The organism is Nitrospirillum amazonense (assembly GCF_007828045.1).
GTDB lineage: Bacteria > Pseudomonadota > Alphaproteobacteria > Azospirillales > Azospirillaceae > Nitrospirillum > Nitrospirillum amazonense_C.
Window position 1 is genome coordinate 82535 of record NZ_VITN01000018.1, and the last position, 17930, is coordinate 100464.

The following is a 17930-nucleotide window of genomic DNA, read 5'->3' on the forward strand; positions in this document are numbered from 1 at the left end:
CGGCACCATGAAGTTCTCCCACTTCTTCATCGACCGGCCCATCTTCGCCTGCGTGATCTCCATCCTGATCACGCTGATCGGCGGCCTGGCCTATTTCGCCCTGCCGGTGGCGCAATACCCCGAGGTGGCGCCCCCCACCGTGGTGGTGACGGCCACATACCCCGGCGCCTCGGCCGAGACGGTGGCCAACACCGTGGCCGCCCCGCTGGAGCAGGAGATCAACGGCGTCGACGACATGCTGTACATGGTCTCCCAGAACACGGGCGACGGCGGCCTGTCGCTGACCATCACCTTCAAGCTGGGCACCGACATCGACAAGGCCCAGGTGCTGGTGCAGAACCGCGTGTCGGTGGCGCAGCCGCACCTGCCGGACGAGGTGAACCGCCTGGGCGTCACCACGCGCAAGAATTCCCCCAACCTGATGATGGTCATCCACCTCTATTCGCCGGATGACAGCCTGGACCAGCTCTACATCTCTAACTACGCCACCCTGCAGGTGCGCGACCCCCTGGCCCGCCTGGACGGCGTGGGTGACGCCCGCATCCGCGGCGCCGGCGACTATTCCATGCGCGTCTGGCTGGATCCGGAGAAGGTGCAGGCCCGCGGCCTGACCACGGCGGAGGTGGTGCAGGCGCTGCAGGGCAACAATGTGCAGGTGGCCTCGGGCCAGTTGAACCATCCGCCGGTGCCCAAGCCCAGCGCCTTCGAGGTGCAGGTGCAGACCCTGGGCCGCCTGACCGACCCCAGCCAGTTCGCCGACATCGTCATCAAGTCCGACGCCCAGGGCCGCGTCACCCGCGTGCGCGACGTGGGCTGGGTGGAGCTGGGGGCCCAGGACTACAACACCTATTCCTATGTCGACGGCCAGCGGGCGGCGGCCATCCTGATCTACCAGCGCCCCGGCTCCAACGCCCTGAAGACGGCGGCCAACGTGCTGTCGTCCATGGAGACGATGAGCCACGACATGCCCAAGGGCATGGCCTACAAGGTGGTCTACAACCCGACCAACTACATCGCGGAATCGGTGAAGGAGGTCTACCACACCATCTTCGAGGCGGTGGTGCTGGTGGTCATCGTCGTCATCGTCTTCCTGCAATCGTGGCGGGCGGCCCTGATTCCCGTCATCGCCATTCCCATCTCGCTCATCGGCACTTTCGCCGTCATGGCGGCGGTGGGCTTCTCCCTCAACAACCTGTCCCTCTTCGGGCTGGTGCTGGCCATCGGCATCGTCGTCGACGACGCGATCGTGGTGGTGGAGAATGTGGAGCGCAACCTGGCCCAGGGCCTGTCCCCGCGTGAGGCCGCGCACCGCACCATGGACGAGGTCGGCGGCGCGCTGGTCGCCATCGCCCTGGTGCTGACCGCCGTCTTCCTGCCCACGGCCTTCCTCACCGGCATCGCGGGTGAGTTCTACCGCCAGTTCGGCGTCACCATCGCCGCCGCCACCGTCATCTCCATGCTGGTGTCGCAGACGCTGAGCCCGGCCCTGGCCGCCCTGCTCTTGAAGCCGCATGTCCAGGAGCATGCGGCCCCCCGGCGGGGTTTCCACCCGGTGGCGCGGTTCTTCGGCGGGTTCAATCGCGGCTTCGATTGGCTGTCGGAGCGCTACGGCCGGCTGACCGGCCACCTGGTGCGCCTGACCACCGTCGTGCTGGTGGTCTACGCCGGCCTGATCGTGCTGGGCGGCGGCCTTATTTCCCGCACGCCGACGGGCTTCATCCCGGCGCAGGACCAGGGCTATTTCATCACCGTCATCCAGCTGCCGCCCGGCTCCTCCCTCGCCCGGACGGACGCCATCCTGCGCCACGTCCAGGACCTGCTGAGCAAGCGGCCGGGCGTGGCGCATACGGTGGGCTTCGCCGGCTTCGACGGCGCCACCTTCACCAACGCCCCCAACGCCGGTGCCGTCTTCGTGGCCACCACCCCGTTCGCGGACCGTGGCAGCCTGACCACCCAAGGCATCTTCGCCGACCTGCAGAAGACGATACAGCAGGTCGACGGCGCCCTGATCCTGCTGATCCCGCCGCCCACGGTGCCGGGCATCGGCTCCTCCGGCGGGTTCAAGCTCTATATCGAGGACAGGCGCTCGCGCGGCTTGCAGGCCCTGGCCGACGCCACGCAGGATATGATGCTGGCGGCCAACCAGACGCCGGGCCTGGCCAACGTCTTCAGCCTGTACAACACCCGCACCCCGCAGGTGTACGCCGACATCGACCGGGTGAAGGCCGACATGCTGGGCGTGCCGCCGTCGCGCATCTTCGATACGCTGAACGTCTATCTCGGGTCCGCCTTCGTCAACGACTTCAACCTGCTGGGCCGCACCTACCGGGTGACGGCGCAGGCCGACGGCGCCGACCGCACCAGCGTGCGCGATATCGCCTACCTGCGCACCCGCTCCGACAGCGGGGGGCTGGTGCCCCTGGGCTCTGTCGCCACCTTCCGCGACGTGACCGGGCCCTACCGCGTGCCGCGCTACAACCTGTATCCGGCGGCGGAGCTGCAGGGGTCGCCGGCGCCGGGGTATTCCACCGGCCAGGCCATCGCCGCCGTGCAGCAACTGGCGCAGCAGCGCCTGCCGGACGGCTTCGCCATCGAATGGACGGAACTGACTTTCCAGCAAATCATCGCCGGCAACACCGCCCCCATCGCCTTCGGCCTGGCCGTGGTGTTCGTCTACCTGCTGCTGGCCGCCCTGTACGAAAGCTGGATGCTGCCGCTGTCGGTCATCCTGATCGTGCCCATGTGCCTGCTGACCGCCATCTCCGGCGTGAACCTGCGGGGCATGGACAACAACATCCTGACCCAGATCGGCCTGGTGGTGCTGGTGGGCCTGGCGGCCAAGAACGCCATCCTGATCGTGGAGTTCGCCAAGCAGGACGAGGAAGAGGGGATGGACCGCTTCCAGGCGGCGGTGCGCGCGGCCCGCACCCGCCTGCGTCCCATCCTCATGACCTCCTTCGCCTTCATCCTGGGCGTGGTGCCGCTGGTGAACGCCTCGGGCGCCGGGTCGGAGATGCGCCAGGCCCTGGGCACCGCCGTCTTCTTCGGCATGCTGGGCGTCACCTTCTTCGGCCTGCTGTTCACGCCGGTGTTCTACGTCGTCTGCCGCTGGCTGGCGCTGTGGGGCCAGCGGCGTTTCGGCAAGCGGGAGGAGACACCGCCGCATGCCGGCCCCCCGCATGCCGGGTCACCCGGCCACCACACGGCCTGATGGGGAAGGGGGATCAGTCCATGCGCATCCATCGCACCCTGTTGGCCCTGTCGGTTTGCCTGCTGCCGCTGGCCGGCTGCATCACCGTGGGGCCCGATTACCAGGCGCCGGCCAGCCCGGCCGCCGCCGGCACCTCTTTCACCCGCGCGGGTACAGCACCCGCCAGCGCCGCGATCAAGGCGGCCGACATGCTGAAGGCGGAGGAACCGCTGGAGGATTGGTGGCGCCAGCTGGGCGACCCGGTGCTGGACCAGCTGGTGGCCGACGCCGTCAAGGCCAACCTGGACCTGAAGGCGGCCGACGCCGCCGTGCGCGCCGCCCGGGCGGAAGCGGAGGCGGTGGGCGCCCGCAACCTGCCGGCCCTGGGCGCCAGCGCCAGCTACAGCCGTGCGCGCGCCGCCGCGGCCACGCAGCAGGGCCAGCCCAACGCGCAATTGCCCGACAGCAACGTCACCACCGCCGGCGGCAGCCTGTCGTGGGAGATCGACCTGTTCGGCCAGGTGCGGCGGGCCATCGAGGCGGCGGCGGCCGACAGCGCGCGGGCGGAGGCGCTGCGCCACCAGGTGCTGACGGTCATCATCGCCGATGTGGCCAGCACCTATGTCGACCTGCGCGGCGCCCAGCTGCGCCTGTCGGTCGCCCTGCGCAACGCGGAGAACCAGCGCGGCACCTTCGACCTGACCCACACCCTCAGCGACGCTGGGCGGGGGACGGACCTGGACATCGCCCGCGCCCAGGCGCAGCTGGAAACCACCCTGGCCTCCATCCCGCCCCTGCGCGCCACGGTGGCGGCGGATGAGCACATCCTGGCCACCCTGACGGGGCGGGAACCGGGGGCGCTGCTGAGCCTGTTGGACACGCCGGCCCCCTTGCCCGACCTGCCGGACAGCGTGGCCGTGGGTACGCCCGCCACCCTGCTGGGCCGCCGGGCCGACGTGGCGGCGGCGGAGCGGGCGCTGGCGGCGGCCACGGCCCGCATCGGCGTCGCCACCGCCGACCTCTACCCCAAGATCTCCCTCACCGGGTCGGTGGAGGTGCAGGCCCTGCAGCCGGGGGACCTGGGCGCGCGCGGCGCCTTCACCTACGGCATCGGGCCCAGCATCAGCCTGCCGCTGTTCGACGCCGCCCTCTATGCCCGCATCCGCGAGGCCAACGCCAACACCGACCAGGCGGCGGCCAACTTCCAGAAGGCGGTGCTGACCGCCTGGCAAGAGGCGGAGACGGCGCTGGCCCGCTATGCCCAGGAGCGATCGCGGCGCGCCTCGCTGGACACCGCCGCTACCGCCAGCACCCGCGCCGCCAGCCTGGCGGCCACGCGCTACCGCTACGGCGCCGACAACTTCCTGACCGTGCTGGATGCCCAGCGCACCCAATTGGAGGCGGAGGACCAGCTGGCCCAGAGCCGCATCCAGGTGGCGCAGGACCTGGTGGCCACGTACCGGGCGCTGGGCGGCGGCTGGACCATCGCCAAGGACGTGGCGGACGCGCGATAAGGGGTCTTACCCCCCAGCCGCGAACAGGTCGCCCGTGGCCGCAGCGGGGCGGGCCGGGCGGCGTCCTTCCAGGGTCAGCAGGTAATCCTTGGCCTGCAGCCCGCCGGCGAAGCCGGTCAGGGTGCCGTCCATGCCCACCACCCGATGGCAGGGCGCGATGATGGAGATGGGGTTGCGCCCGTTGGCGGCCCCCACCGCCCGCACCGCCGCGGGATTGCCGATCTGCCGGGCAATGTCGCTGTAGCTGCGCACCTCGCCATAGGGGATGGTCAGCAGCGCCCGCCACACCTGTTTCTGAAAATCCGTGCCGGTGAAGGACAGCGGCACGTCGAACACCGTCAGCTGCTTGCCGAAGTAGGCCCGCAGCTGCCGTTCGGCCTCATTCAACACCGGATGGTCGGGTTTGGGAACCAGTGGCCCCAGCCGCACCCGGCCCGGCCTGTCATTCTCCCACAGGATGGCTGCCAGACCCTCATCGCCGGCCACCAGGGTCAGCCGTCCGATGGGGGAGGGCAGGTACCTGAACGCAAACGTGGCGGTACCGGTCATGGCGGCAAGCTCCTCATCCGGGGAAGCCGGCAGGGTGGCAAAACGCCGACCCCTAGGGCAAGGGCGGCCATCACAGGCCCGGGCCCTTGGCTTCGCGCCGGTTTGACGGCCATTATCGTTATTCCCAATTAAATATAACGCATTTAAGGCCCGGTGCTTCAGGTGGCGGACATGGAAAACCTCTGGTTGGGTAATAAACTTTGCGCATGACGCAACCATTTTTCTGAATTTAGTTAATGAGAACCGTTATCAATAGGGTCGTCTTCATTCGCCGCCCGAGAAATTCGCCGCCAATAACTTGACGGCCTGCGGCCACGTCTTATGATGCCGTATCCATCTGCCGGCGTCTGCTTGCCCATCCCCGGGCGGCGTCCCGCGTTCCGGCAGGGCCGATTTTCACGGGAGCGTGTGAGACATGGATCTCAGTCGTCGCGGCTTTATCAAGCTGACCGGCGCGGGACTGGCGGTCTCCAGCATGGGCGCGCTGGGCTTCGGCTCGGCGGGCACGGCGCTGGCGGCCTCGGTCCGGCCCTTCAGGTTGACCGCCGCCACCGAAACCCGCAACACCTGCACCTATTGCTCGGTGGCTTGCGGCATCCTCATCTACAGCCAGGGCGATCGCGCGAAGAACGTGAAGTCCTCGGTCATCCATATCGAGGGTGATCCGGACCATCCCGTCAACCGCGGCACCCTGTGCCCCAAGGGCGCCGGCCTGCTGGACATCGTGCGGGCGCCGGGCCGCCTGACGGTGCCGAAGTATCGCGCCGCCGGTGCGACGGAGTGGAAGGAGGTCAGCTGGGATTTCGCCCTGGACCGCATCGCCACGCTGATGAAGCAGGACCGCGACGCCCATTTCATCGAGAAGAACGAGGCGGGCGCCACGGTGAACCGGTGGCTGTCCACCGGCATGCTGGCCGCCTCCGCTTCCTCCAGCGAGACGGCCTACGCCACGTGGAAGGTCGCCCGTTCGCTGGGCATGTTGGCATTCGACAACCAGGCGCGTGTCTGACACGGACCGACGGTGGCCAGTTTGGCCCCAACATTCGGTCGCGGTGCGATGACCAACACCTGGCAGGACATTAAGAACGCCAATGTCGTGCTGGTGATGGGCGGCAATGCCGCCGAGGCGCATCCTTGCGGTTTCAAATGGGTGATCGAGGCCAAGATCGAGAACAAGGCCAAGCTGGTCGTTGTCGATCCCCGCTTCACCCGCACGGCCTCCGTGGCCGACGTCTACGCCCCCATCCGGCCGGGCACCGATATCGCTTTCCTCAGCGGCGTCATGCGCTACCTGCTGGAGAACGATGCGATCCAGCACGCCTATGTGAAGGCCTACACCAACGCCAGCCTGATCGTTAAGGAAGGCTATGGCTTCGAGGATGGGCTGTTCACCGGCTATAACGAGGAAAAGCGCAGCTACGACAAGTCCAGCTGGGATTACGAGCTGGATGAGCAGGGCTACGCCAAGTCCGACGACACCTGGCAGCACCCGCGCTGCGTCATCAACCTGCTGAAAGGCCATGTGGCCCGGTATACGCCTGAGCTGGTGTCCCGCATCTGTGGCACGCCCCAGGACAAGTACCTGGAGATCTGCAAGATCTTCGCCAGCACGGCGGCGCCGGACAAGGCGCTGACCAGCCTGTTCGCGCTGGGGTGGACGCAGCATTCCGTGGGCGCGCAGAACATCCGCGCCATGGCCATGGTGCAACTGCTGCTGGGCAACATCGGCGTCGCCGGTGGCGGCATGAACGCGCTGCGCGGTCATTCCAACATCCAGGGCCTGACCGATGTCGGCCTGATGTCCAACCTGCTTCCCGGCTACATGACCATTCCGAAGGATACGGACGTCAGCCTGGACAAGTATCTGGAGACCAAGCAGTTCAAGCCGCTGCGGCCGGGGCAGACCAGCTACTGGCAGAACTACCGCAAGTTCTTCGTCAGCTTCCAGAAGGCCCTGTACGGCGATGCCGCCAAGGCCGAGAACAACTGGGCCTACGACTGGCTGCCCAAGCTGGACGTGGACGGCTACGACGTGCTGCGCGCGTTCGAGCTCATGGATAACGGGCAGATGAACGGCTACATCTGCCAGGGCTTCAACCCCATGCAGGCCTTCCCCGACCGGGGCAAGATCCGCCGCAGCCTGTCCAAGCTGAAGTATCTGGTGGTCATCGACCCGCTGGATACCGAGACGGCCAACTTCTGGCAGGACTACGGTCCGCAGAATCCGTCCAAGCCGGCCGAGATCCAGACCGAGGTGTTCCAGTTGCCCACCACCTGCTTCGCGGAGGAGGATGGCTCGCTCGTCAACTCCGCCCGCTGGCTGCAGTGGCACTGGAAGGCGGCGGACGCGCCGGGCCAGGCCAAGCCCGACCTGTGGATCATGGCCGGGCTGTACCACCGCCTGAAGTCCATGTACGCCAAGGACGGCGGCGCCTTCCCCGATCCCATCCTGAACCTCAGCTGGTCCTATGCCGATCCGGCGGAGCCGCAACCGGCCGAGCTGGCGCGGGAGATGAACGGCCGCGCCTTGGTCGACATCAAGGACGACACGGGGGCGGTGGTGCTGAAGGCCGGGCAGCAGCTGGACGGCTTCGCCCAACTGCGCGACGACGGCACCACCATGTCCGGCTGCTGGATTTTCGCCGGCAGTTGGACGGAGAAGGGCAACCAGATGGCCCGGCGCGACGCGTCGGACCCGCGCGATGCCGGCATCGCCCCCAACTGGGCGTGGGCCTGGCCTGCCAATCGCCGCATCCTGTACAACCGCGCCAGCGCCGACCTGGACGGCAAGGCGTGGAACCCGCACAAGCCCGTCATCCAGTGGAACGGGTCCAAGTGGGTGGGCTTCGACGTGCCGGACTACGGCCCGACCGTGAAGCCGCAGGACGGGGTCGGCCCCTTCATCATGAACCAGGAAGGGCAGGGTCGCCTGTTCGCCCGGGGCCTGATGGTCGAGGGGCCGTTCCCCGAGCATTACGAGCCGTTCGAAAGCCCGGCGGAAAACGTGCTTCATCCCAAGGTGAAGAGCAACCCGGCCGCCCGCGTCTTCCCCAACGACCGCAAGGCGATGGGGACGGCGCAGGACTTCCCCTATGTCGGCACCACCTACCGCCTGACCGAGCACTTCCACTATTGGACCAAGCATGCGCTGATCAACGCCATCCTCCAGCCGGAGGAGTTCGTGGAGATCGGCGAGGCCCTGGCCAAGGAGAAGGGCATCGAGCAGGGCGGCTGGGTCAAGGTGTCGTCCAAGCGCGGCCAGGTGATCTGCAAGGCCTTCGTGACCAAGCGCATCAAGCCGCTGATGGTGGACGGCAAGCCGACCCACGTCATCGGCTGTCCCATCCACTGGGGCTTCACCGGTGTGGCGCGCAAGGGCTACGGCGCCAATACCCTGACGCCGTTCGTGGGTGACGCCAACACCAACACGCCGGAGTTCAAGGCCTTCCTGCTCAACATCGAGAAGACCAACGCGCCGCCCGCGGTGGACGTGGCCCAGGGGCCGCGTGACGCCCAAGGGGTGCCGAAGTCGCTCACCAAGGTGGGGAGCCTGTGATGGCCGACCTGCAATCCCAGGACTACATCCGCCGGTCGGCCACCAACCTGACGCCGCCTTCGGTGCGCCACCATGAGCTTGAGGTGGCCAAGCTGATCGACGTCAGCCGCTGCATCGGCTGCAAGGCCTGCCAGTCCGCCTGCATGGAATGGAACAACCTGCGGCCGGAGATGGAGGAGTTCAACGGCGCCTACGAGAACCCGCACGACCTCAACCCCGGCACCTGGACCCTGATGCGATTCGCCGAGTACGAGGACGAGCAGGGGAACCTGGAGTGGCTGATCCGCAAGGACGGCTGCATGCACTGCGAGGATCCGGGCTGCCTCAAGGCCTGCCCGGCCCCCGGCGCCATCGTCCAGTACGCCAACGGCATCGTCGACTTCATCAGCGAGAACTGCATCGGCTGCGGCTATTGCGTGAAGGGCTGTCCCTTCAACATCCCGCGCATCAGCGCCCAGGACCACAAGTCGTACAAGTGCACCTTGTGCTCTGACCGCGTGGGCGTGGGGCTGGAGCCGGCCTGCGTGAAGACCTGCCCGACCGGCGCCATCATGTTCGGCTCCAAGGACGACATGAAGGACTGGGCGGGCGAGCGTATCGCCGAGCTGAAGGAACGCGGCTTCCAGAACGCCGGCCTGTATGACCCGCCGGAGGTGGGCGGCACCCACGTCATGTACGTGCTGCACCACGCCGACAAGCCCTCGCTCTACTCCGGCTTGCCGGACAAGCCCCACATCAGCGCGCTGGTGGGGGCGTGGAAGGGCGTCCTGAAGCCGCTGGCCCTGGCTGGCCTGGCCTTCGCCGCCGTCAGCGCCTTCGTCCATTCCATCGTCTCCGGCCCCAATGAGACGACGGAGGCGGACGAGGCGCGCGCGCGGGCGGAGATGGAGAAGGCGAAACGGAATGGGAGTGCTGAGTCATGAGCTATCCCAAGGGAACCATCGTCCGTAATTCCACCCTGACCCGGGTGAACCACTGGATCACCGGCCTCTGCTTCGTGCTGCTGACCCTGTCGGGCCTGGCCATGTTCCACCCCGTCTTCTTCTGGCTGTCGAACCTGTTCGGCAGCGGGCAGTGGATGCGGGCGCTGCACCCATGGCTGGGTGTGACCCTGATCGTCAGCTTCCTGGGGCTGTTCATCCAGTTCTGGCGGGACAATTTGTGGAACCGCGACGACGTGGAATGGGCCAAGTCGCTGGACAAGGTGCTGGACAACCGGGAGGAGGAGGTGCCGCCCGTTGGCCGCTTCAACGCCGGCCAGAAGGTGGTGTTCTGGGGCATGGCCCTGATCCTCCCGGTGCTGTTCGTCACCGGCATCCTGATCTGGGAGGTCTATTTCGGCGGCGCCACCTCCATCGAGACGCAGCGCGTCGCCGTGCTGATCCACAGCCTGGGCGCCATCGGCGCCATCCTGATCTGGATCACGCATGTCTACGCGGCGATCTGGGTGAAGGGGTCCATGCGGGCCATGCTGCACGGCTGGGTCACGCCCGGCTGGGCCCACCGGCACCATCGCAAGTGGTTCCAGCGCCTGGTCGCCACCGGCTCCCCCGGGCCGACGCCGGACAGCACGGCTAAATTCCGCGAGCATTAAGCGGCATCGGCGCTTATCTATCACGGGGGCGCGGTCCGACCAGGCCGCGCCCCCGCTTGCTTTTCCAGGAGTTCGATCATGAGACAGGGTGAAGTGGCGCCCAAGGCGCCGTGGATCGGCAACCCGCAGGGCGGGGTGACGGCGCCGGCCCCCATTATCCTGCCCGATCCGTCCACGCGCTTCGCCCGCACCTCCGGGCGGCTGGGCGTGCTGGCGGTCGACCACCCCATGGCGCAGTGGCTGGAGTTTTTGTGCGAGCTGTCGCAGGCCCAGCACGACGCGGCCGACATGATCGACGTGACCGCCCCGGACGCCGACGACGTGGCCGTCGCCACCGACGCCGGCATGCCGCCCCTGGCCGCCGATGGCCATGAGCGCGACATCGTCTGGCGCGAGGCGCTGACCCTGATCCTGCGCCATTTCGACCGCCTGCCCGAGGTGCCGGATCTGGTGGCCTCCGTCATCGACAGCCTGAACGAGGTGGACGGCGACACGCTGGAATACCTGGCCAACGACTTCCTCAGCGGCAATGTCGCGCCTGAGGATGCCGGCCGCGCCGTCTTCATCGCCGCCGCCCTGCAGGTCTATTTCACCAAGCTGGCCGCCAGCCTGGAGGCGGACCAGGTGCATTTGCTGCCGGAACGCGGCCTGTGCCCCTGCTGCGGATCCACCCCGGTGGCGGGCGTCATCACCGCCTCCGGCTCCACGCCCGGCGTGCGCTACCTCTACTGCTCCCTCTGCTCCACCGCCTGGAACCATGTGCGGGCGGTGTGCATCACCTGTGGGCAATCTGCCCACCTGTCGCTGAAAAGCGTGGAGGGGGAGAATGGCGCCGTGCAAGCGGAAACCTGCGACGACTGCCACACCTACGCCAAGATGCTGTACCTGGCCAAGGACCCCAAGCTGGACGCTTACGCCGACGACCTGGCCAGCCTGGGCCTGGACCTGATGGTGGCCGAAGTCGGCTGGCTGCGCCACGCGCCCAACCCGCTGCTGCTGGCGTGAGAGAAGGCGGCTCCGGTTCGGATGGCCGGGGCCGCGTCTGAGGCGCTATGAGAACAACGCCACGGCCAGATAGCCGCCGACGATGCCCAGCAGCACCACGCCGGCGATGACCGCCGCCAGCGCCTTCTGCGGGAAGGAGCGGTGCAGCATGGCGATGGAGGGCAGGCTGATGGGCGGCAGGGTCATCAGCAGGGCGCCGGCGGGCCCCACGCCCATGCCCAGCGACAGCATGGCCTGGATGATGGGAACCTCGCCCGCCGTGGGGATGACGAACAGCGTACCGGCGATGGCGAAGGCGGCGATCCAGATGAACTGGTTGCCGATCTCCGGCCCGATGGCGGGGAACAGCCAGGCGCGGGCAGCACCCAGGGCCAGGACGATGACAATGTATTCCGGGATCAGGCGCACGGCCATGCGGCCCAGGATCTTGAGCCAGCGGACGAAGGGGTTCTGCGCCTCCGCCTCCGCTTGCAGGGCCAGCAGGGCGGCTTCCTGGTCCGGCATGGGGCTGACGCGGTTGGCCAGCAGGCCCAGGCCCAGCACCATGACCAAACCTAGGGCAAGACGCAGGCCCGTCCACTGCCAGCCCAGGACGAAGCCGATGAAGACCAGGGTGGCGGGGTTCAGCACGGTGTTGCCCAGCCAGAAGGCCATGGCCGCCCCCGGCGCCGCCTGCTGGCGGCGCAGGCCCATCACCACCGGGGCGGCACAGCAGGTGCACATCATGCCGGGCAGGGACAGCAGGCCGCCGGCCAGCACGCTGCCGAAGCCGGTGCGGCCCAGGGCGCGCGCCACCCAGGTGACGGGCAGCAGCGCCTGGATGGCGGAGCCCAGCAGCAGGCCCAGCACCATGGCCTGCCAGATGGCCTTGCCGTAGGCCAGGGCATAGCCCACGGCCGCCTCCCACGACGGGGCCGGGGCGGCGGCGTCCGTGCCCATCAGGATGGACTTGCCGATGGCATGGTTGGCCGCCGCCACGAAGGCACGGGCGTAATAGGGCGACCATTTCACGTAGAACAGGCCGGCGATGGCGATCAAGGCGACGATGGCGATCCCCACCATGGGGTGGGGGCGGCCGGGGATGTGCGGCGACTTCGCGGCGGTCAGGTCCATGGGGATGCGTCCGTGGCATAGGCTGGGGCACGCGGGGGGCGGCACGTCCCCCACGTCTTGGACCCGACCGGGCCACGGGGTCCGCATCGGGAGTCGGCTATCGACGCAACGCGGCGATAGGCATCCTCGATCGAACAACTCCGGTCTTAACGCCGCTTGCAAATAAGGGCAATGTCCTTATCTGCGATGTGGTTGGTTTGCCTGCAGACAATACAAAAACCGGTCTTCCATACAATTGAAGGCGATAGAAATGTCCAATGACCCGATACGTTTGACCGATCTCGCCCACGGTGGGGGGTGCGGCTGCAAGCTGGCGCCGGCGGTGCTGCAGCAGTTGCTGGCGGGTCAGCCGCAGACGGCCGGCTACGCCAACCTGCTGGTGGGGACGGAAACGGGGGACGACGCCGCCGTCTGGCAGCTGGACGACCGCCATTGCATCATCGCCACCACCGACTTCTTCATGCCGGTGGTGGACGATCCGCGCGATTTCGGCCGCATCGCCGCCACCAACGCGCTGTCCGATGTCTACGCCATGGGCGGCCGGCCCCTGTTCGCGCTAGCCATCCTGGGCATGCCCCTGGGCAAGCTGGCGCCCGAGGTGGTGCGCGAGATTCTGGCTGGCGGCGCCAGCATCTGTGCCGAGGCCGGCATCCCCGTGGCCGGCGGCCATTCCATCGATAGTGGGGAGCCCATCTACGGTCTGGCCGTCATCGGCGTGGCGCCGCCCCAGGCCATCCGCCGCAACGCCACGGCCAAGGCCGGCGACGCCCTGATCCTGACCAAGGGCCTGGGTGTGGGCGTCTATTCCGCCGCCTTCAAGAAGCAGAAGCTGGATGCCGCCGGCTATGCCGAGATGGTGGCCAGCACCACCCTGCTGAACCGTGTGGGCGCCACCTTGGCGCAGGACGCCGACGTGCACGCCATCACCGACGTCACCGGCTTCGGCCTGCTGGGCCACGGGCTGGAGATGGCGCGGGGCGCCGGGCTGACGCTGGCGGTGGAGTGGGACCGTCTGCCCTTCCTGTCCCAGGCGGCCCCCTTGGCCCAGGCCGGTTTCATCACCGGCGCCTCCAACCGCAACTGGGCCAGCTATGGCGAGGAAACGCGCCTGCCCGCCGACCTCGCACCCTGGCAGCGCGCCCTGCTGACCGACCCGCAAACCTCCGGCGGCCTGCTGGTGGCCGTGGCGCCGGAGCGGGCGGAGGAGATCCGCCGCCAGATTATGGACGCGGGCTACCCGATGGCCCGCGTTGTCGGCCGCGTGACGGAGGGGGAGCCGGTGGTGCGCGTCGTCTGACGGCACCAAGGATGGATGCGGAGCCCTGAATCAGGCTCCGCCCCAAGTTGGCGTCACCAGGTTGGCATCTCAGTACACGGCGCCGCGGGAAACGCTGTCAAAGATGAATTCCCCTGACCGGTCGGGACGGGATTCGCCTTTGCGGAAGATGGCCGTTTCCCGGTAGCCGCCCTTGATGCGCATCTTCAGCCAGTCCGGCCTGCCGATGATGTCGGGGGGCATCAGCGTCACGGCGCCGGGGCGGCTGCCGGCCTGGTATGGGAAGATGGTCAGGTGGTGTTCCCGCAGATCCGTTGGGCGGTCGGACTTGAAGACCGTGGTCACGCCCACGTCCCCTTCCTGGGATGCGGGAACGCGGAACATGGGATTGAGCGTCAGGTCCGCCGGCGACACATAAAATTGCGTCGGGTCGTACAGAAGCTCGATGCTGCTGATCCGCGTGCCGTTCACCCAGACCAGCAGGGCGGGATCGGTATCAATGGAGATACCGAACTGCGCCGATGCGCCGCCCCCCGCCGGCCCGCTGACGCCCGGCCCGGAAATGGGCGGGCCGCTATACGGGAAGTCCGAGATGAAGCGGGCGCTGAAGCTCTTCTCGATATAGGCGTAGCCCCGGTGGTTCATCGTCACGCTCGCTTCCCCTGCCCGTTTTAAGGTTCGGTCTGGATTTGGCGGAAGGGAATGGGAGTCGAACCCACCCGAGACAGTCTCGCTGCCTCACCCGGATTTGAAGTCCGGACGCCCCACCAGGGGCGATTCCCTTCCGTCTGACCGAAAACTCACAAAACCACAGGCGGCCCGAACAAGTCCAGCCGGTGCGGGTTGATGCGGCGCAGGTCACCCCGGCGCAGGGTGACGCCATGCCGGTCGAAGAAGTCCAGGATCTGGATGGCGACCTTGCGCCCGTTGTCCATGCGGTCGCGGAAAGGGGCGACGACGAAGGCGCCGCCGGGGGACTGGGCGGCCACGTCCACGGCGATGGCCATCATCTCGCGCACCGTGTCGCGCAGGAAGAAATGGTCGTGCGCCACCTGGTCGGCCCAGCCCATGCGGCCGGCCAGCTTCAGAATGCGGCGCACTTCGCCTTCATCCCGGCCGGTGTCGGCGGCGATGTCGCGCACCCGCGGCGGGCGGAAGCGCACCTCCCCGCCCAGCAGGGGGGCGAGGTCGGCCCACGCCGCCTCATCGGCCGGCGCCAGGCGCACGACGTGGCCGGACAGTCGGATAAAGGCGCCGTCCAGCGCCACCAGCCCCTGCGCCACCGCCCGGCTTATGGCCACGGTGAAGACGGGGGCGGGCAGGCGGGGTTGCACGGCCAGGCGCAGCTTCTCCCGCCCCATGCCCTGCAGGTCCGGGTTCTCGGCGTGATAGGCCGCCAGCGTTTCCGACAGGTGGGCCAGGAAGGCCGCCCAGCGGTCCGCCGACAGGGCCGTCCGCGTCCCCCCCTGGTCCAGCACCACCAGGTTCAGCGCATCGGCCAGCGCCGCCGCCGAGCCGTCGGGCAAGGCGTGGTCGCGGACGAAGGCCGTCAGGTCGGCATAGTGCGGCGGGATTGCCAGCAGGGCGGCCAGCGCGGCCTCGGGGCTGGGAAGGGCCAACGCCGCGCGCTGGGCCGCGCGCTCCGCCGTGCGGCGGCGGCGGGGCGGGGGGTGCAGGTCGATGAAGCGCCCGCCGCCCAGGGTGTGCTGGGCCGAGACATCGCGGATGACGTAACGGTCGCCCGCCGCCGCGGCGATGGGCCGTTCCAGCACCAACTGCACTTGCGTGGCCTCGCCGCCCGAAAGCGTGTCCTCCGACAGCAGGACGACGCGGGCGCCCACCTCCGCCGCCGCGTGGTGCAGGCGCACGGGGAACCATTGCGCCAGCGGCTTGGCCCCGGCGTCGCGGGGCAGCAGACGCAGGCTGGCGTCGATGCGGTCGGTGGGGGCGTGCAGGGCGGGCGCCAGCACCATGTCGCCCCGGTGCAGGGCCTCCTTGGTGATGTCGGGCCCGGCCAGGTTCAGGGCGCAGCGGTCGCCGGCCCGGCCTTCCTCCGCCACCGTGTTCTGGGCGTGGAGGGAGCGGACGCGCGCGGGCAGGCCGGAGGGGCTGACCGTCACGCCGTCGCCCACGCGCACCCGACCGGACAGCACCGTGCCCGTCACCACCACGCCCACCCCGGTCAGGGTGAAGGCGCGGTCGATGGCCAGGCGGAAGGCGCCGGGGTCGGCGGCGGTCTTGGCGGCCGCCTGGGCGCGCGCCTCCCGTTCCAGCCGCGCCCGCAAATCCTCGATGCCCATGCCGGTGAGGGCGGAGACGGGCAGGATGTCGGCGCCGTCCAGGCTGGTGCCCGCCAGCGCCGCCTTGATCTCCGCCGTCACGGCCGCCAGGCGGTCGGGCGGGGCGAGGTCGGCCTTGGTCAGGGCCACCAGGCCGTGGCGGATGCCCAGCAGGTCGATGATGGCCAGGTGCTCGCGCGTTTGCGGCATGACGCCGTCGTCGGCCGCCACCACCAGCAGGGCATAGTCGATGCCGCTGGCGCCCGCCACCATGGTGTGGACGAAGCGCTCATGCCCCGGCACATCGACGAAGCCCAGCGTGGGCCCATCCGGAAGGGGCAGATAGGCGAAGCCCAGGTCTATGGTGATGCCCCGGGCCTTCTCCTCCTTCAGGCGGTCGCCATCGACGCCCGTCAGGGCCCGTACCAGGGCGGTCTTGCCATGGTCGATATGGCCGGCGGTGCCGATGATCATGGCCGGGGCAGCTCCGCCAGCGCCGCCAGGAAGGCCGGCTCATCGCGCAGGCAGCGCAGGTCCAGCACCAGGCGCCCGTCCTCGATGCGGCCGATGATGGGACGCGACAGGGCCCGGAAGGCGGCCGCCAGCGCGTTCAGCGCGGCGCCGGCGGCGCCGATGGCCAGGCCGGCGCTGGGCAGCGTGTCCAGCGGCAGGGCGCCGGAGCCGATCTGGCTGTCGCAATCGCAGACCGCCACCGTGAAGCCGTCGCCCAGCACCTGGGCCAGTAGGGGCGCCAGGCGATGGGCTTGCTCCGCGATTTCCGCCTTTGGCCGCGACAGCAGGGCCAGGGTGGGCAGGCGCTGGGCCAGGCGGTCGGGGTCGCGGTACAGCTTCAGCGTCGCCTCGATGGCGGCCAGCCGCACCTTGTCCACCCGCAGGGCCCGCTTCATGGGGTTGCGGTTGAGGGCCTGGATCAGGTCGCGGCGGCCGACGATGAAGCCGGCCTGCGGCCCGCCCAGCAGCTTGTCGCCGGAAAAGGTGACCAGATCCGCCCCCTCGGCCACCGCCTCGCGCACCGTGGGTTCGCGCTTCAGGCCGTGGGCGGACAGGTCCACCAAGGTGCCCGAGCCGAGGTCGTTCACCAGGGGCACCCCGGCGCCATGGGCGATGCCGGCCAGTTCGGGCGCCAGCACCTCTTTGGTGAAGCCTTGGATGCGGTAGTTGCTGGTGTGGACCTTCAGGACCAGGCCGGTTTCGGGCGTCAGCGCGCCGGTGTAGTCCTTGGCGTGGGTGCGGTTGGTGGTGCCGACCTCCACCAGGCGGGCACCGGCCTGGGCCATGATGTCGGGCATGCGGAAGGCGCCGCCGATCTCGATCAACTCCCCGCGCGACACGATGGCGTCGCGGCCCCGGGCCAGGGTGTTCAGTACCAGCAGCACGGCGGCGGCGTTGTTGTTGACTACGGTGGCGTCCTCCGCCCCGGTGAGTTCGCACAACAGGGCGCGGACATGGTCGTCCCGCTCCCCGCGCTTGCCGTCTTCCAGGTCGAATTCCAGCGCCACGGGGTCACCCATGGCGGCCAGGGCCGCGTCCATGGCCTCCCGCGCCAGCAACGCGCGGCCCAGGTTGGTGTGCAGCACCGTGCCCGTCAGATTGAACAACGGGCGCAGATTGGACCGGCCGGCATCCTCCAGCCGGGCCCCAGCCAGGGTGGCCACGGCGTCGGCATCCGGCACGGTGCCGCCGCTGGCCAGCAGGGCGGCGCGGGCCTCGGCCAGCACGGCACGGATGGCGTCCGTCACTGCCGTCCGGCCGTGGCGGTCCAGCAGGGGGGATGCGGCGGGGCGAGAAAGGACGGCGCTGATGGAAGGCAGATCGCGGAGGTGCACGGGGACA

The 17930-nt window shown here is 68.9% G+C and carries 13 protein-coding genes and 1 tRNA gene; 8 read left to right on the forward strand and 6 right to left on the reverse strand.

Annotated elements, in window-relative coordinates; translation table 11 throughout:
- Positions 1–7 precede the first annotated feature (7 nt).
- Together FBZ89_RS22990 and FBZ89_RS22995 are read left to right on the forward strand one after the other, a co-directional pair.
- Positions 8–3211: an efflux RND transporter permease subunit gene (locus FBZ89_RS22990; RefSeq protein WP_145752510.1), complete on the forward strand. Its 3204-nt coding sequence runs from the start codon at positions 8–10 to the stop codon at positions 3209–3211.
- Positions 3212–3231: 20 nt separating this feature from the next.
- The gene (locus FBZ89_RS22995; protein WP_186457518.1) at positions 3232–4704 is read left to right on the forward strand and encodes an efflux transporter outer membrane subunit; all 1473 of its coding nucleotides are present in this window, start codon (positions 3232–3234) and stop codon (positions 4702–4704) included.
- Between the two features lie 6 nt (positions 4705–4710).
- Here the strand turns inward: FBZ89_RS22995 and FBZ89_RS23000 are convergent, their stop codons facing one another.
- Positions 4711–5253 carry a methylated-DNA--[protein]-cysteine S-methyltransferase gene (locus FBZ89_RS23000; RefSeq protein WP_145752514.1) on the reverse strand — a complete coding sequence of 181 codons (543 nt, stop codon included), beginning with the start codon at positions 5251–5253 and terminating at the stop codon, positions 4711–4713.
- Positions 5254–5668: 415 nt separating this feature from the next.
- On the opposite strand from FBZ89_RS23000, the gene FBZ89_RS32130 reads away from it, so the two are divergent.
- The 5 genes from FBZ89_RS32130 (at position 5669) to fdhE (ending at position 11408) form a co-directional block, all read left to right on the forward strand.
- Positions 5669–6262, forward strand: coding sequence for a hypothetical protein (locus FBZ89_RS32130; RefSeq protein WP_484213825.1), 594 nt, complete (start codon positions 5669–5671; stop codon positions 6260–6262).
- 12 nt (positions 6263–6274) lie between these two features.
- Positions 6275–8809: a formate dehydrogenase-N subunit alpha gene (fdnG, locus tag FBZ89_RS23005; RefSeq protein WP_484213826.1), complete on the forward strand. Its 2535-nt coding sequence runs from the start codon at positions 6275–6277 to the stop codon at positions 8807–8809.
- Complete coding sequence (gene fdxH, locus FBZ89_RS23010) at positions 8809–9732, forward strand: formate dehydrogenase subunit beta (protein ID WP_145752518.1); 924 nt, start codon at positions 8809–8811, stop codon at positions 9730–9732. The genes fdnG and fdxH overlap by 1 nt, the downstream gene beginning before the upstream one ends.
- Positions 9729–10403 (forward strand): formate dehydrogenase subunit gamma, encoded by a 675-nt coding sequence (locus FBZ89_RS23015; RefSeq protein WP_145752520.1) that lies wholly within the window; start codon positions 9729–9731, stop codon positions 10401–10403. The genes fdxH and FBZ89_RS23015 overlap by 4 nt, the downstream gene beginning before the upstream one ends.
- 78 nt (positions 10404–10481) lie before the next feature.
- Positions 10482–11408, forward strand: a complete 927-nt coding sequence (fdhE, locus tag FBZ89_RS23020; protein WP_145752521.1) for a formate dehydrogenase accessory protein FdhE — start codon at positions 10482–10484, stop codon at positions 11406–11408.
- 45 nt (positions 11409–11453) lie between these two features.
- On the opposite strand, the gene FBZ89_RS23025 is transcribed toward fdhE, so the two are convergent.
- Positions 11454–12521, reverse strand: a complete 1068-nt coding sequence (locus tag FBZ89_RS23025; protein WP_211115324.1) for a permease — start codon at positions 12519–12521, stop codon at positions 11454–11456.
- Between the two features lie 250 nt (positions 12522–12771).
- On the opposite strand from FBZ89_RS23025, the gene selD reads away from it, so the two are divergent.
- Complete coding sequence (selD, locus tag FBZ89_RS23030) at positions 12772–13818, forward strand: selenide, water dikinase SelD (protein WP_145752523.1); 1047 nt, start codon at positions 12772–12774, stop codon at positions 13816–13818.
- Between the two features lie 69 nt (positions 13819–13887).
- On the opposite strand, the gene FBZ89_RS23035 is transcribed toward selD, so the two are convergent.
- The 4 genes from FBZ89_RS23035 to selA all read right to left on the reverse strand — a co-directional run bounded on the left by FBZ89_RS23035 (position 13888) and on the right by selA (position 17923).
- Positions 13888–14448, reverse strand: a complete 561-nt coding sequence (locus FBZ89_RS23035; RefSeq protein ID WP_145752524.1) for a hypothetical protein — start codon at positions 14446–14448, stop codon at positions 13888–13890.
- 39 nt (positions 14449–14487) lie between these two features.
- Positions 14488–14583: transfer RNA gene (locus FBZ89_RS23040), tRNA-Sec, on the reverse strand.
- 14 nt (positions 14584–14597) lie between these two features.
- Positions 14598–16550 (reverse strand): selenocysteine-specific translation elongation factor, encoded by a 1953-nt coding sequence (gene selB / locus FBZ89_RS23045; protein WP_145752526.1) that lies wholly within the window; start codon positions 16548–16550, stop codon positions 14598–14600.
- On the reverse strand, positions 16547–17923 hold the full coding sequence (gene selA, locus FBZ89_RS23050; protein WP_145752528.1) for an L-seryl-tRNA(Sec) selenium transferase: 1377 nt from the start codon (positions 17921–17923) through the stop codon (positions 16547–16549). The genes selB and selA overlap by 4 nt, the downstream gene beginning before the upstream one ends.
- Positions 17924–17930 lie beyond the last annotated feature (7 nt).